The organism is Gammaproteobacteria bacterium, assembly GCA_024235095.1.
Lineage (GTDB): Bacteria > Pseudomonadota > Gammaproteobacteria > Competibacterales > Competibacteraceae > UBA2383.
This window is the reverse complement of sequence record JACKNC010000002.1, coordinates 375,503-388,708: the sequence shown is the minus strand read 5'-3', so window position 1 is coordinate 388,708 and position 13,206 is coordinate 375,503. Positions and strand designations below refer to the sequence as shown.

Sequence of the window (13,206 nt, the reverse complement as noted above, 5' to 3'; positions counted from 1 at the left end):
CGCTAACCACTCGGCTTGTCGCTAACCAATGTGCGGCGCGCGACGGGAACGTCGCCAACGCCAAGGAACGTCGCGCCACTGACCATACGCTGGCGCCAATAGCGCTGATTCAACTTGACCTTGCGCACTTTTCGGCTGCTCGAGGAGGCATGAATCATTTGGCCGTTGCCTGCATAGATACCTACATGAGAGACTTGGCCGCTGCGTCCTGTGCGAAAGAACAAGAGATCGCCCGGAAGCACCCGACGCTGCGGTTGCGCCGCCTGGAATTGCGCCACCGAGGTGCGCGGTAACGAGATGCCCGCCTGCAGGTAAGCATATTGCACCAAACCACTGCAATCGACCCCGTCTGGCGATTCGCCGCCAAGGACATAAGGCACACCGATCAACCGTTCCGCTGTGGCAACAATGCGTTGGCGAACTACCGCATGAGGATCATGTGTAGAAACCGAAGGGGTCGCGCATCCACCAAGCCACAACGGCCCGGTAAGCAGCAGCAGAATAATAGAGAGGCGGTTAGAATGCAGCGGTATCGACATAAGGGCTATTCCGGTTGGTTTCAGGGTCGATCACCACACCCAAAGGGGTGACCATCCGTATTGCCTCGCCTATTATAGAAGGCGATTCGCATCTCGCCAAAATATAGAACTGGATATTCCAGGAGTCAGGCATATACTTTTCGCGCGGACACGGACAAGATCATCTATAGTAAAAACACCTTAATCCAACACACGCGTTCTCGCCAATCCCTCCGAGAGGAACGAATGAAGGCAACTCAAGATAGAGTCGTATCATTGCACTACACGCTTACTGATGACCATGGTCTGCTACTCGACTCCAGTCGTGGGCGCGACCCGTTGGCTTATCTGCATGGTCATGGTCATATCATCCAGGGCCTGGAATCTGCGCTCGAGGGTTGCGAAGCAGGTTTCAGCGGATCCGTGAGGGTGCCGCCAGCGGATGCTTACGGCGAATACGATCCTCAAGGAGTGTTCGAGGCGCCGCGCGATCAGTTCCCACCGGGCGAAGATATTCAGGCCGGCATGCGCGTCCAAGCCGAAGGTCCCCAGGGAATCGTAAATTTCACGGTCTTAAGCGCAAACGATCAGGGCGTCATGCTGGACGCCAATCATCCATTGGCTGGCAAAACCCTAAATTTTGAAGTCGAAGTGCTGGAAGTGCGGCAGGCGACTGATCAGGAATTGGCCCATCGCCATGTGCATGCGCATGGCCACGACCATTAGGCGTTCACCTGATCCAACGCGCGGGGACTGTTCCCTTGTGTGAATGGATATGTAGAATAAACCTGGAAAATTAAGCGTTCAGTTTGAGGTCTCTCGCGCCATCATGTTGCTGCGATCCTTTCATTTCGCCGGCGAGGAAGCACCGCCCTTTGAACTCAAAGGGAGCCTGTTCACGCTAACGGTTCTGCATCTTTTCCAACTGGATCGAGCTGCTATCGAGCGGCACTTGGCGGAGAAGATCAAGCAAGCCCCCAGCTTTTTCAACAATACTCCGGTCGTAATTGATCTGGAGGGGATGACCGATTCGCCGGATGGTCTGGATTTTAATGGCTTGTACGAACTGTTGCGTGCGCATGGCATGGTGCCGGTCGGGATTCGCAATGGGACGCCGATGCAGCAGGCCGCCGCCCGCCTGGCCGGGTTGCCTGTGCTACCGGAGAGTCGCGCCGCTAACAATGGCAAAAAAACCGAACGAGCTGAAGCCGCGCCGATGCACAGCCGGATCGTCAATCATCCAATTCGTTCGGGTCAGCAGTTTTACGCGCCAGAAGGTGATTTGATTGTATTGGGAGCGGTCAGCGCTGGGGCTGAGGTGATTGCTGATGGCAATATTCATATTTATGGCGTGCTGCGTGGACGCGCCCTTGCTGGCGTCAGGGGCGATGCCGAGGCCCGGATTTTCTGTCAAAGTCTAGAGGCAGAGCTGGTTTCTATCGCCGGTCGCTATCGAATCAGCGAACAGATCGAATCATCTGACCGAAGTAAGGCCGCACAGATTCATCTGGTGGAAGACCGATTGATTATTGAACATTTAAACCGCTAATGAGTCACGTTGTAACAAAATCGGATTAGACTCACCGGTTATTTGATTATGGCATACAACCTTAGCAGGATAATCGCTTGGCAACCATTATCGTCGTGACCTCCGGCAAGGGAGGCGTGGGCAAGACAACGACCAGCGCAAGCTTCGCTACCGGTCTGGCTCAGCGTGGCTATCGGACTGTGGTCATCGACTTCGATGTGGGATTGCGCAACCTGGATTTGATCATGGGTTGCGAACGGCGGGTGGTGTATGACTTTGTTAATGTCATCAACAACGAAGCTAACCTCAATCAGGCGCTGATTCGTGACAAGCGCGTGGAAAATCTGTATATCCTGCCGGCTTCGCAGACGCGCGACAAGGAAGCGCTAACCAAGGAAGGTGTGGAGCGGGTGCTGAACGAACTTAAGGTGGGATTCGATTATATTGTGTGCGACTCACCGGCAGGCATTGAGCGCGGCGCGCTGATGGCGCTGTACTTTGCTGATCAAGCGCTAGTGGTGACTAATCCGGAAGTCTCGTCGGTGCGTGATTCTGACCGGATTCTCGGCATTCTGGCCAGTCGGTCGCTGCGTGCTGAACAGGGCGATGAGCCGGTCAAGGAGCATCTGGTGCTGGCCCGCTATGCGCCGGAACGAGCCGATCGTGGCGATATGCTGAGCGTGGACGATGTGCTGGAGATTTTGGGGATCCCACTGCTAGGCGTTATCCCTGAATCTCAGACCGTCTTGCAATCCTCGAATGCCGGGGTTCCGGTGATTCTGGAAGACAGCAGTGAAGCCGGCGCAGCCTATAGCGATCTGGTGGATCGCTTTCTTGGCAAGGATCTGCCGCATCGATTTACCTCGGCCCAAAAAAAGGGCTTTCTTCGGCGTCTGTTTGGCGGGAGCTGAGTCATGAGACTGCTAGACTCGATATTCCGCGCGCCTCCCAGCAAATCCGCTGCGCTCGCCAAAGAACGGTTGCAAATCATTGTGACCCATGAGCGGGGTAATCGACGCAACAGTCCTGACTATTTGCCAGCGCTCAAAAAGGAACTGCTAGAGGTCGTGCGCAAGTATGTGCCTATCGATCAAAGTCAGGTCAAAGTGCATCTGGATCGTGAGGATGGCTATGAGGTGTTGGAGTTGAACATTACCCTGCCGGAAGAAGAACAGCGTGTGGCTCAACCGCGTCCGAATGGTGGTGGAGCATAGACGGGTGGCGCCGTGACCGATACACATAAGAATCAACATCGGGCTGAGGCCAGCGAAGAGGTTCGGGTTCGCCTCGACAAATGGTTATGGGCAGCGCGATTCTTCAAAACCCGAGCCCTGGCGACCGAAGCCGTGAATGGCGGGCGGGTTCATGTCGGTGGTCAAAGGGTTAAACCCGCCCGGGCGATTCATCCAGGCGAAACCTTGCGTATTCAGCGCGATGCCAGTGAATATGTTGTGATAGTCCGCGCACTTAGCGACCGGCGTGGACCGGCTAAAGAAGCGGCCCTGTTGTACGAGGAAACGGCTGAAAGCCATCAACGACGCGAGGAATACGCTGAACAGCGCCGCTTGAACGCCATGACCGTTCCTCGACTCGAGGGGCGTCCCACTAAGCAGGATCGTCGGCGCATTGTTCATTTCACTCGAAATGGAGAATGACTCTACAGCCTGTGCTGGTCCTGCGCTCACCCCCAACATCGTTCCCTGGCTGCAAAGCCTTTGGTTCGAGCTGGATGCGCTGTTGCCGCACACCGTGGAACCGGACAATAGTTGCTGGAGCGTTAGTGACGGACTTCGATTAAATCCCCAGCCAGCGCAAATCGGGATCGGGCTGTGAGCGATTCCAAACCGCGTGGAATAATTCCAGCAGTTCCTTCATACGTTCGCTGGGTTGCGGCTCGTAACGGCCCAGCAAGCGGCGGGGATCGCTAAAGCGCAGCAAGGCTTGTTCATCCGAAATAACAAAAGCTTGACTCAATTCTAATCGGGCTGGGACTTCCTCCCGGTTTGGGGTGCGTAGAAGCAGGGCGGTAGTCAACCGCTCACCCAATCGCGCCAGGCGAGGGCAACCATTGCGCCATTCCTGCGCCGGCGGCAAAATCAGATGCAACCGCACCTTAGACTGCTCGACTACCCGGGCGCGGATAGCGTCGATGATCTCGGGATCATCATACAATTCCGGACGCACCAGCGGCGTGTACCAATAAAGGGTGCGCTGCATGCTCTCCAGCAACTCCAGTAGGGCCTGTCGGCTATCGTCCAGTCCGTCCAGCGCAATGAAGCGAGTTAAATTGTCATCGGTCATCGCTATTACTTCTCGCATACTTAATAACGCAACTCCACATCCGCCGGGAACTGATGCAGCGTTGCCGTGTGATCGGTGAAGGTTGTGATTGGCCGACCGTTGACCGTCACCTCCTGCAACGGGCGGTCGACTGGAGAATGCAGAATAATTCCGCCTGGCGGCGCAATGACATCGCCGGACAAGCGCACCTTTAGTGTGTTCGAATCGGTCATTGCCATCCGGTAATTCAGGGCGCCATGCCAGGTTGGCATCCGCTTGACCGCAACACCCTCCGGACTTTCCACCCAAGCAGCAGGAATGCCCGCGCCGATCACCAGCGCCTGATCCATCTCGCGCTCGTAAACGAAGAGACTGCGCACCGCTCGAATGAAATCGGAACCGACCCAAGTATGCGGCATGTCACCGATAAAGCGCGGGAGACGCGGTTCGCGCCAGACCACTTCCGCCCAGTGATTCCAAGCCGCGGGGCGCTGGCCTTCCAGGAAGAAATTTAATGCTTCCAACGCCTGGTCGCGAAGACCAAGCCGGACTAGCGTGCCCACTGACCGCCATTCATAAGGGGTATAGGCTTCCCAGGTCGGGTTCTGGCGACGCTGATCGAAAAACTCAAGATAACGTTCAAAAGTACGATTCAGGGCTGGCTGTGGCAACCAGCCCAGTTCTCCTCCCGGATCGATTGCGATGGTCGTTGACGTCGGATCGAAGTCGCCCAACTCTACCGCACCAGGAATAAAGTCGATCTGGCGCAGGTGCAGCGTAGCGTCCAGCGAGTTCCACAAATCCCGACGAAACGCATCGCGCAGGGTGCTAATCCGTTCTGCTTCCGCATCCTCGCCCAGAATCGTGGCCATGGCGGCGGCGTCCTTTAATCCACGCAGAGTAAAGAAATTGTCCCAGTAGGAATGCCGCGGCTGGTTGGCGTAGCCTTCGTGACTGATCGACTCGGGAACCAGCCCGCCGTAGGGAATATACGTGGGGTCGGTGCGGTACTTGCCGTTCGAGCGTTGCTGGCGCAGGAAGTCGATGTAACCGACCGCCTTGAGCGCATGGGGCCACATCTCGCGCAAAAAGCCGACATCGCGGGTATAGCGGTAATACTCCATAATGGCATAGATCAGCTCGCCATGACTGTCATGCTCAGCAGTCGGATCAGCGCCGCGCCCGTCCACGCAGCAAGGCACTTTGCCATCCGGGAACTGATAAGGCGCATACCATTGCAAAAATTGCCGCACTTCTTCGGTGTAACCCATGCCCAGCAAGGCTGCGGAGGTCAACGCGCCATCGCGGATCCAGGAGCGGGCATAAGCGCGCGAACCGGGCTGGATCGCGGGGCCATCGCGGTTGATCAGAATGTAGGCCAGATTGCTTTTGATGCTGTTCGCCAATCGTTGAGCAACCGGCGGCAGTTCCAGCGCGACGCGGTCCAGCCGCGTTGCCCAGTCGCGACGGGTCTGTTCCAGCAGTTGATTCGCTTCTGCAGCAGCGTCCGCATCCGGCAACGTGGGCGCGGGGTCTGGACGGTCGTGGAAGGGAATGTGCAGGTAGACTTCCCGAGATTCGCCGGGCGGCAAATCCCAGCCGTATTCCAAAACCCCGGAAGCATAACCAAACGGCGCATCCTCAATCCGCTCCTGACGGGGCAGACGACCGGTCGCCAGGTCTGCGAGAATCGGCCCCTGATCGAAGGTGGCGGCGCGGAATCGGTCCGGTGTTGTCAGAACGAAGATCTTCTTGCCGGAAGGATTCACCTGGAGCACGCGGTCGGCGTAATGCAGACCGCGAATGGGTGAAACGCCGCTGCTGATATTCAGCGATTGCCAGGGTGGATTGACCTGAAACGGTCGCACAACCAGAAACAGCGTCAGATGTCGGGTTTCAGTGTTCAGATTCTCGACCCGGTAGCGGGCGTACAGCGCTGACTTTTCCGGCAAGCCGGCGGCGAAGGCCGTCACAGCGAACCAGAAGTGTTCGAGTTCCCAGCGCACGGTGGGAATGGGTAGATAACCCTCGGCTAAGTCCTGAACCGGCTCCACATCCGCCCAGGTGATCAATCGGCCATTGGCGAACAGGAAAGGTTCAATGGTGAAGCTGCTCTTGTCGATTTCCAGCGCGCCATCCTCATTGAGCAAGGCTTCCTTGCCGTCGCCGCTGACCCCCACCACGGTCCAATAGCTTTGTTCGCCCTGAAAGTAGCGAGGATACCAGCCACGCGGCGCGGCGCGAGCAATGGCTTCGAAAAACCGGTTTGGTGAAGTGGAAAATTCGTAGGATTGCACGGCAACCTGGCGAATAGCGTAGCCCTGTCGGCGACTGCTGCGCTCCAGGTTAAGGCGCAGATAACGGGATTCCACATCGGGCAGGTAGAGATAATCCCGCGCACCGTTGCCATCGCGCACCGTGTAGCGAGTCTCCCACTGCTCGCCATCGTCGGAGATCTGCACCTGGTAATCCGTTGCGTAGTCGTCGGCATCCCAGTCGATGATCAATCCGCCATATTCACGAGGCGTGAGAAAGTCCAGTAACAACCACTGATTTTCCGCAAGTGCGCCGCTGCGCCAGGATGCCGCAGGATCGGTATTGAGCGCTGCCGCTGGCGGATGGCCTTCGGTCGAGGTCGAAGCGCGCACCGTGGGATTCAGGGTGTACGCATGCAAGGGTTCGCGCGCCTCAAAGGTCAGATCATCGATCCAAATCGAACCTTTACCTAGCTCATTCGCCGACAGGGCGAACTCGATGACTGCAACCTCTTCCAACGGTCCACCGGGTCCCCAGGCGCGCTGGAGATGCCGTTTCCGGACGGCGACCGGCTGCCAGTCGGTGGAAAAAACATGATCGCGTTGCTTGAACCACCAGACATTCTGGCGGGAATCGACAATCTTGAATTCGATGTCACTACGTGGAGCCGCGCCGCGTATGGCATAGCGAAAGACGAAGTTTTCCGGCAACGGCAATCGGAAGACCTTGCGAGCGATCACGAAACTAGCGCCTTCCGCAAACTCGAAATCCAGGCGCATGGCCCGCCGGCCATCGAGGCCATCATCCTGCGCAATTTCCAGCCGGGCGCCGGGCGAGGTCACGACGCTCCAGCCACTTAAGTCCTCGAAATTGTCGAGGAGATGCGTTTTTCGAGAAGAGGTTTCAGTCGCGGGAGACGGAACGGTGATTGAATCGGGAGAGGCCATTGCAGGGGTCAGGTAAAGCCCCAAGGACAGGAGAGCTGCCTGCCATAAAGCGGACTGGGTGGAGAAAGAGGGCATGGGTGAATACACACATGTAGGAACCGGCTTGTCGGCGATTCGACAAGTTATCGCCCACAAGCCGGCTTCTATGCTTATGGATATTAGGTACTACTTCTTCTCTTCCTTAACCACTGGAGCCGCTACCGGGGCTGCCGCCGGCTTGGCTTCGCTGACCTGGATTTCCTTGATCTCGATCTTGGCCCCGGACTTCAGCTTTTCCAGATAATCATTGACCATCTTGCTTTGCAACATCTGCTGAATCTGTGGTTTCAGTTCATCCAGTGACGGCGGCGTGGCGTCGCGAGTATCTTCCAGGAGGATGACATGCCAGCCAAAGGGCGTCTGCACCGGTTCCTCGCTGAACTTGCCCTTTTCCATCTTGGCGACCGCCTGCGCGAAGGGCGGCACCATCATGCTTGGGGTGAACCAGCCCAGATCGCCGCCATTGGCTGCGGAACTGTCGCTGGATTTGGTTTTGGCCAACTCAGCGAAATCACCCCCTTTTTTCAGTTCGGCAATGACTTCCTTAGCCTTGTCCTCGGAATCCACCAGGATGTGGGCCGCCTTGTATTCCTTACCTTTCATCGCCGCAGTGGCGGTTTCATATTCCTTCTTGATAGCGTCTTCGCTAGGCGCATTCTCACTCAGCATCCGCCGCACCACGGTGCTGGCCAACAGGCTACGCTTGACGATCTCCAGCTGCTGCTTGATCTGCGGATCATCCGCCAGCTTCTCCTTATTGGCTTCCTGCACCAGCAATTCTTCCATGACCAATTGATCAACGAGCGCCTTACTGGCCTCTGGCGTGTCCGTTTTAGCCCGATTGCGCAACTGTTGAGCGTACTGTTCAAAAGTCGCCTTGGAAATCGGTTTACCGTTAACCACGGCGACGGGATCGGGAATGTTAAACTCAACCGGTTGCGCAGCAGCAGGCGCAGCCGTAGCGGCTGGAGCGGGCGCGGCTTCAGGCTTTTTGTCGTCAGCGGCCAGTGCGGCCCCAGCCAGCAGGAGCGCCGAAGAGAAGGCCAACAGCGGGAAGGTCAGTTTGTTCGGTTTATTCATCATCATTTCCAGGAACAGGCTCGGTTACAGGTTTAGGGTCGGGTTTCATCGGGGGTTCGGGCCTTGGCGATGCTCAAGGCGTGAATGTCCCCGCGCATCAGATCGGCCACCGCCGCATAGACCAAACGGTGGCGCTGAATCAGGGTTTTGCCCGCGAAGGCAGTGGAGACAATGTGGACAGTGAAGTGGCCGCCCTCGCGCGCTCCGGCATGGCCGGCGTGGGTTGCGCTATCGTCGATGATTTCCAACGCATCCGGCGCCAGCGCGGCCCGCAGCCGTTCCTCAATTAACGCAACCCGCTCGCTCATGCGGGCAACACCTTGCGAAAAGGATAGACTTCAATCGTCGTCCACACGCCAGCGCTAACATAAGGATCGGCGTTCGCCCAGGCGCAAGCTTCTTCGAGAGAGGCAAATTCGGCAACCATCAGGCTGCCGTGGAAGCCCGCCGGACCGGGGTCGGGACTGTCAATCGCTGGCAGGGGGCCAGCCAGAATCAGGCGGCCTTCAGCGAGCAATGGATGCAGACGCTCCAGATGAGCGGGACGAACGGCCAAGCGCTGCTCAAGACTGTTAGGCGCATCGCGGCCCAGGATGGCGTAGAGCATGTTCAGGACTCCTCCGGGGGGGTATCGTCAAGTTTAAGATGACGGCTCATGTAGGCCGCCTGCGCCAGTACGAACACCACGGTCAGGCCCAACATGCCAAACAGCTTAAAGTTCACCCAGGTGTTCTCGTCAAACGTGAAGGCGACATAAAGATTGGCCACGCCCATGGCGATAAAGAAAACCGCCCAGGCCAGTGTCAGCTTGACCCAAACAGATGCGGGAAGTTCCAACTGTCCGCTCAGCATCCGTTCCAACAGCGTTTTCTGGCTGATAAAGCAACTACCCAGAAACGCCACTGCGAACAACCAGTTCACTACGGTCGGCTTCCATTTGACAAACATCGGATCCTTGAGTAGCAGGGTCGCGCCGCCCAGCACTAGCACGAGTCCGGCGGTAATCAGCGGCAGCTTCTCAACCCGATGCCGCCGCCACCAGATCCAGCCAGTTTGCGCGAGAGTCACGACGATCAGCACCCCAGTAGCGACATAAATATCGGCCATTTTGTAGGCGACGAAGAACAACAGGATGGGCAGGAAGTCGAAGAGCAATTTCATACGGGTTGCTAATTTCTGTTGCGTACCGGAAGGAAAACGGGACAAAAGAAAAGCGGCCTTGCGGCCATTCTCTTGACTGGACAGCGCCAGACAGGCAGATTGCCGGGTCGCTTTGCATTGCATACTGTTATGAGAATATAAGGCCATGAGCCATTTTTTACAAATTCATCCTGTTAATCCGCAACCGCGATTGATTGCGCAGGCGGTCGCCCGGTTGCGGGAAGGCAACGTCATCGTCTATCCGACTGATTCCAGCTACGCGCTCGGTTGCCAACTCGGCGACAAGGCAGCGGCGGAGCGGATTCGCGCCATTCGCCAAACCGATCGTCACCACAATTTCACTTTGGTCTGCCGCGATCTTTCGGAAATCGCCACTTACGCCAAAGTCGACAATCGCCGTTACCGATTGCTCAAGGCCGCCACGCCGGGGGCATTTACCTTCATTTTGCAAGCGACGCACGAGGTGCCGCGCCGTTTGCAACACCCTCGGCGCAAGACCATCGGCATCCGTATTCCCGATCATGTCATTGTGCGCGCCCTGCTGGCGGAGTTAGGCGAACCGATCATGAGTTGTACGCTGATGCTGCCTGGCGATGACTGGCCACTGTCCGACCCGGAAGAAATTGCCGACCGTCTGGCTAATGAGGTCAATCTGATTATTGACGGCGGTGCTGGCCAGCATGAACCCACCACGGTTCTCGATTTGACCGGCGATGCGCCGCAGTTGATCCGCCAAGGGCTGGGCGACGCTAGTCCGTTCCTTTAACCTGACGTTCTTTCAGCGCCGCTCAGTCCACAATTGCAGCAACATGAGATCATGAAGGCGACCGTCCGTCCCCTGTTGAGATGGAGGTAAACCGATGAATCCTTTATCCTACATTGATCCTGGCGACCCCTATCCTGAGAGCGATGGCCAGCCTATGGCAGAGAACACAGAACAGTATGACTGGATTGTCAAAATCAAGGAGAATTTGGAAATTCTCTTCGCCGATGACGACGATGTATTCATCGCCGGAGACCTGCTGTGGTATCCCGTGCCGGATCGGCGACTGTCTGGACCCATAGCGCCGGATGTGCTGGTTGCATTTGGCCGACCCAAAGGACGGCGTGGTTCCTACTTGCAGTGGCAAGAAGAAGGGATCGCGCCGCAAGTCGTTTCGAGGTGTTGTCGCCATCGAATAGCCAAGTGGAGATGGCCAACAAGCTGCGCTTTTACGACCAATTTGGCGTCGAAGAATACTATCTGTATGATCCAGAAAAGAATCATCTGGAAATCTGGCTGCGGCAAGGAGAATCCCTGAAACGGGCGACGCACCTGAAAGGCTGGGTAAGTCCGCGCCTGGGCATCCGCTTGGCCTTGACGCCGCAGACCCTCGAAATTTATAACCCGGACGGTCGCCCCTTTTTGAATTCTGTGGAGCTGGCTCGCTGGGCGCAATCTGCAGAGGCGCGGGCCGAGCAGGAAGCCCAACGAGCCACGGAAGAACACTCACGTGCGCAACGATTGGCTGAACGCTTGCGCACACTGGGCATTAACCCTAACCACCTGGAGAACTGAGTAAAGCGCTGAAATGACTCCTTCCCGCAGGCGCTTTGATGAAAATTCGCGTCAATGCTCCAGAGAAATCCAAAAAGAAAGGCTGAGTCCATAAGATAAGGCAAACAGATAAGGCAAACATGAACATCAACCGTCTAAAAATCGGCGTACGACTGACCATGGGGTTTGGCGCTATGGCCATCATCGTATTGCTGCTTGGCGTTATGGCGATATTCGCGATGCAAACGCTGTCTGCTGGTATGCACAATATCACCGCGAATCGTTTTCCAGGAATGTTGTTGCTGGCTGAACTCAGCCGCGAGCGCATCGCGATTCGCGCTCAGACATTGGCGGTCCTCGCACAGGAAACACAAGACGACGCACGCGAGCGATTTCGCGATATCCAGAAAGAACGCCGAACAAGTTGGCAAGCCATTGATCAAGCGTGGGATACATTCATCGCGATCCCACGGGGCAGTGAACGGGGTCGGGCCATGGTTGAGCAGCTCAAAGGAGAGTACCACGCCTGGCGAGCCATCTATGTAGAGCTGGACAACCTCATTGCCCGCCTCGTCGAAGCCGCCGGTGCCGATCAACGACATGCGCTGCATGCCCAATACCGCGAAGCCGTGAACCGCATGGTGCCTATATCCAACGCGATGGGAGGATCTCTCGACGCGATCATCAAACAAAACGCTATGATAACGACAAAAATGATCAATGAAGATCGCGCCATGGCAAAGGAATTGGAAATTCAATCAATAGCCGCCATAGCCTTGAGTGTTGTCATTGCCGCACTGTTAGGCTGGTTCATAACCCGTGGTGTGACGGTTCCGCTCCATCGGTGCAACGCGATCCTGGGTACGCTTGCCGAGGGAGACATGCGCTGCGAAATACCTACCGAACTCATAGCCCGAGGCGATGAAATCGGTAAACAGGCCCAGGCTATCCAGGCCATGAGCGCTCAGCTAAAGAACACGGTCAGCCAAATCAAGCAAATGACGGTGCAAATGAATGTGGCGGTAGCGGAGATCGCCCAAGGCAGCACCGATCTATCGCAACGCACCGGAGAGCAAGCCTCCGCCTTGGAGGAAACCGCCTCTAGCATGGAAGAACTGACCTCGACCGTGAAGCACAGCGCCGACAATGCCGGACAAGCCAACCAACTGGCTAGCGCCGCTCGCACCCAAGCCGAACAAGGCGGCCAGATCGTCGACCAGGCGGTCACCGCTATGAGCGCCATACACCACAGTAGCAAGAAGATTGTCGACATCATTGGCGTGATTGATGACATCGCCTTCCAGACCAACCTGCTGGCCCTGAACGCCGCCGTGGAAGCAGCCCGCGCCGGCGAGCAAGGGCGTGGCTTTGCCGTGGTCGCCGGCGAAGTGCGCAAACTCGCCCAACGCAGCGCCGATGCCGCTAAGGAAATCAAAGCGCTGATCACCGACAGCGTGACCAAGGTGGAAGATGGGAGCCAACTGGTCGAGCGTTCTGGCAAGACGCTTCAGGAAATCGTGACGTCCGTCAAGAAAGTCAGTGATATCGTGGCCGAGATGACAGTGGCGGCTCGGGAGCAAGCCCTGGGGATCGAGCAAGTCAACAAAGCCGTTTTGCAAATAGATCGGGCTACCCAACGGAATGCCTCCTTGGTGAAAGAGACTGCTGTGGCCAGTCAGGCCATGGGTGAGCAAGCCCGCAACCTCCAACGCCTCATGGCATTCTTCAAGCTGGATGATCACGAGATGCTTCCGTCTCCAAGCTGATTCGGAAGGGCTGAAGGCACTCCCCTCGAATTGATCGCCTGGGCGCGAGAAGGCGCTTGAAAAATGCGCCGCTGTCCAGCGACGCGTCTGAATT

At 56.8% G+C, this 13,206-nt stretch carries 14 protein-coding genes and 1 pseudogene; 8 read left to right on the top strand and 7 right to left on the bottom strand.

Annotation, left to right across the window (positions count from 1 at the left end):
* Positions 1 to 2: 2 nt before the first annotated feature.
* Positions 3 to 539: a C40 family peptidase gene (locus tag H6973_14825; GenBank protein ID MCP5126859.1), complete on the bottom strand. Its 537-nt coding sequence runs from the start codon at positions 537 to 539 to the stop codon at positions 3 to 5.
* 225 nt (positions 540 to 764) lie between these two features.
* Here H6973_14825 and H6973_14820 point away from each other — a divergent pair, with 225 nt between their 5' ends.
* The 5 genes from H6973_14820 to H6973_14800 all read left to right on the top strand — a co-directional run bounded on the left by H6973_14820 (position 765) and on the right by H6973_14800 (position 3,701).
* The gene (locus tag H6973_14820; protein MCP5126858.1) at positions 765 to 1,244 is read left to right on the top strand and encodes a peptidylprolyl isomerase; all 480 of its coding nucleotides are present in this window, start codon (positions 765 to 767) and stop codon (positions 1,242 to 1,244) included.
* Positions 1,245 to 1,353: 109 nt separating this feature from the next.
* Entirely contained in the window at positions 1,354 to 2,067 is a 714-nt protein-coding gene (gene minC, locus H6973_14815; GenBank protein MCP5126857.1) for a septum site-determining protein MinC, read from the top strand.
* A 77-nt stretch (positions 2,068 to 2,144) separates the two neighbouring features.
* On the top strand, positions 2,145 to 2,957 hold the full coding sequence (minD, locus tag H6973_14810) for a septum site-determining protein MinD (GenBank protein ID MCP5126856.1): 813 nt from the start codon (positions 2,145 to 2,147) through the stop codon (positions 2,955 to 2,957).
* 3 nt (positions 2,958 to 2,960) lie between these two features.
* Positions 2,961 to 3,260: a cell division topological specificity factor MinE gene (gene minE, locus H6973_14805; GenBank protein ID MCP5126855.1), complete on the top strand. Its 300-nt coding sequence runs from the start codon at positions 2,961 to 2,963 to the stop codon at positions 3,258 to 3,260.
* 12 nt (positions 3,261 to 3,272) lie between these two features.
* On the top strand, positions 3,273 to 3,701 hold the full coding sequence (locus tag H6973_14800) for a hypothetical protein (protein MCP5126854.1): 429 nt from the start codon (positions 3,273 to 3,275) through the stop codon (positions 3,699 to 3,701).
* A gap of 139 nt (positions 3,702 to 3,840) precedes the next feature.
* Here H6973_14800 and H6973_14795 read toward each other — a convergent pair whose 3' ends face one another.
* The 6 genes from H6973_14795 to H6973_14770 form a co-directional block, all read right to left on the bottom strand.
* Positions 3,841 to 4,347, bottom strand: coding sequence for a hypothetical protein (locus H6973_14795; protein MCP5126853.1), 507 nt, complete (start codon positions 4,345 to 4,347; stop codon positions 3,841 to 3,843).
* Between the two features lie 20 nt (positions 4,348 to 4,367).
* Positions 4,368 to 7,604, bottom strand: coding sequence for a discoidin domain-containing protein (locus tag H6973_14790; GenBank protein ID MCP5126852.1), 3,237 nt, complete (start codon positions 7,602 to 7,604; stop codon positions 4,368 to 4,370).
* A gap of 90 nt (positions 7,605 to 7,694) precedes the next feature.
* Positions 7,695 to 8,648: a peptidylprolyl isomerase gene (locus tag H6973_14785; protein MCP5126851.1), complete on the bottom strand. Its 954-nt coding sequence runs from the start codon at positions 8,646 to 8,648 to the stop codon at positions 7,695 to 7,697.
* A gap of 32 nt (positions 8,649 to 8,680) precedes the next feature.
* Positions 8,681 to 8,956 (bottom strand): BolA family transcriptional regulator, encoded by a 276-nt coding sequence (locus tag H6973_14780; GenBank protein ID MCP5126850.1) that lies wholly within the window; start codon positions 8,954 to 8,956, stop codon positions 8,681 to 8,683.
* On the bottom strand, positions 8,953 to 9,255 hold the full coding sequence (locus H6973_14775; protein MCP5126849.1) for a YciI family protein: 303 nt from the start codon (positions 9,253 to 9,255) through the stop codon (positions 8,953 to 8,955). The genes H6973_14780 and H6973_14775 overlap by 4 nt, the downstream gene beginning before the upstream one ends.
* Before the next feature lie 2 nt (positions 9,256 to 9,257).
* Positions 9,258 to 9,809 carry a septation protein A gene (locus H6973_14770; protein ID MCP5126848.1) on the bottom strand — a complete coding sequence of 184 codons (552 nt, stop codon included), beginning with the start codon at positions 9,807 to 9,809 and terminating at the stop codon, positions 9,258 to 9,260.
* Between the two features lie 145 nt (positions 9,810 to 9,954).
* Between H6973_14770 and H6973_14765 the strand changes: the two genes are divergently transcribed.
* The 3 genes and pseudogenes from H6973_14765 to H6973_14755 all read left to right on the top strand — a co-directional run bounded on the left by H6973_14765 (position 9,955) and on the right by H6973_14755 (position 13,112).
* Positions 9,955 to 10,575: a threonylcarbamoyl-AMP synthase gene (locus H6973_14765; protein ID MCP5126847.1), complete on the top strand. Its 621-nt coding sequence runs from the start codon at positions 9,955 to 9,957 to the stop codon at positions 10,573 to 10,575.
* A 94-nt stretch (positions 10,576 to 10,669) separates the two neighbouring features.
* Positions 10,670 to 11,367, top strand: a pseudogene (locus H6973_14760) (Uma2 family endonuclease).
* Positions 11,368 to 11,486: 119 nt separating this feature from the next.
* Entirely contained in the window at positions 11,487 to 13,112 is a 1,626-nt protein-coding gene (locus tag H6973_14755; protein MCP5126846.1) for an MCP four helix bundle domain-containing protein, read from the top strand.
* The last annotated feature ends 94 nt before the right edge of the window (positions 13,113 to 13,206 follow it).

Bases quoted from the DNA above. Each gene is read 5' to 3' on its own strand.
- H6973_14825 (MCP5126859.1), bottom strand. From the start codon at position 539: ATGTCGATACCGCTGCATTCTAACCGCCTCTCTATTATTCTGCTGCTG.
- H6973_14820 (MCP5126858.1), top strand. From the start codon at position 765: ATGAAGGCAACTCAAGATAGAGTCGTATCATTGCACTACACGCTTACT.
- minE (MCP5126855.1), top strand. From the start codon at position 2,961: ATGAGACTGCTAGACTCGATATTCCGCGCGCCTCCCAGCAAATCCGCT.
- H6973_14795 (MCP5126853.1), bottom strand. From the start codon at position 4,347: ATGACCGATGACAATTTAACTCGCTTCATTGCGCTGGACGGACTGGAC.
- H6973_14790 (MCP5126852.1), bottom strand. From the start codon at position 7,604: ATGCCCTCTTTCTCCACCCAGTCCGCTTTATGGCAGGCAGCTCTCCTG.
- H6973_14785 (MCP5126851.1), bottom strand. From the start codon at position 8,648: ATGAATAAACCGAACAAACTGACCTTCCCGCTGTTGGCCTTCTCTTCG.
- H6973_14780 (MCP5126850.1), bottom strand. From the start codon at position 8,956: ATGAGCGAGCGGGTTGCGTTAATTGAGGAACGGCTGCGGGCCGCGCTG.
- H6973_14775 (MCP5126849.1), bottom strand. From the start codon at position 9,255: ATGCTCTACGCCATCCTGGGCCGCGATGCGCCTAACAGTCTTGAGCAG.
- H6973_14770 (MCP5126848.1), bottom strand. From the start codon at position 9,809: ATGAAATTGCTCTTCGACTTCCTGCCCATCCTGTTGTTCTTCGTCGCC.
- H6973_14765 (MCP5126847.1), top strand. From the start codon at position 9,955: ATGAGCCATTTTTTACAAATTCATCCTGTTAATCCGCAACCGCGATTG.
- H6973_14755 (MCP5126846.1), top strand. From the start codon at position 11,487: ATGAACATCAACCGTCTAAAAATCGGCGTACGACTGACCATGGGGTTT.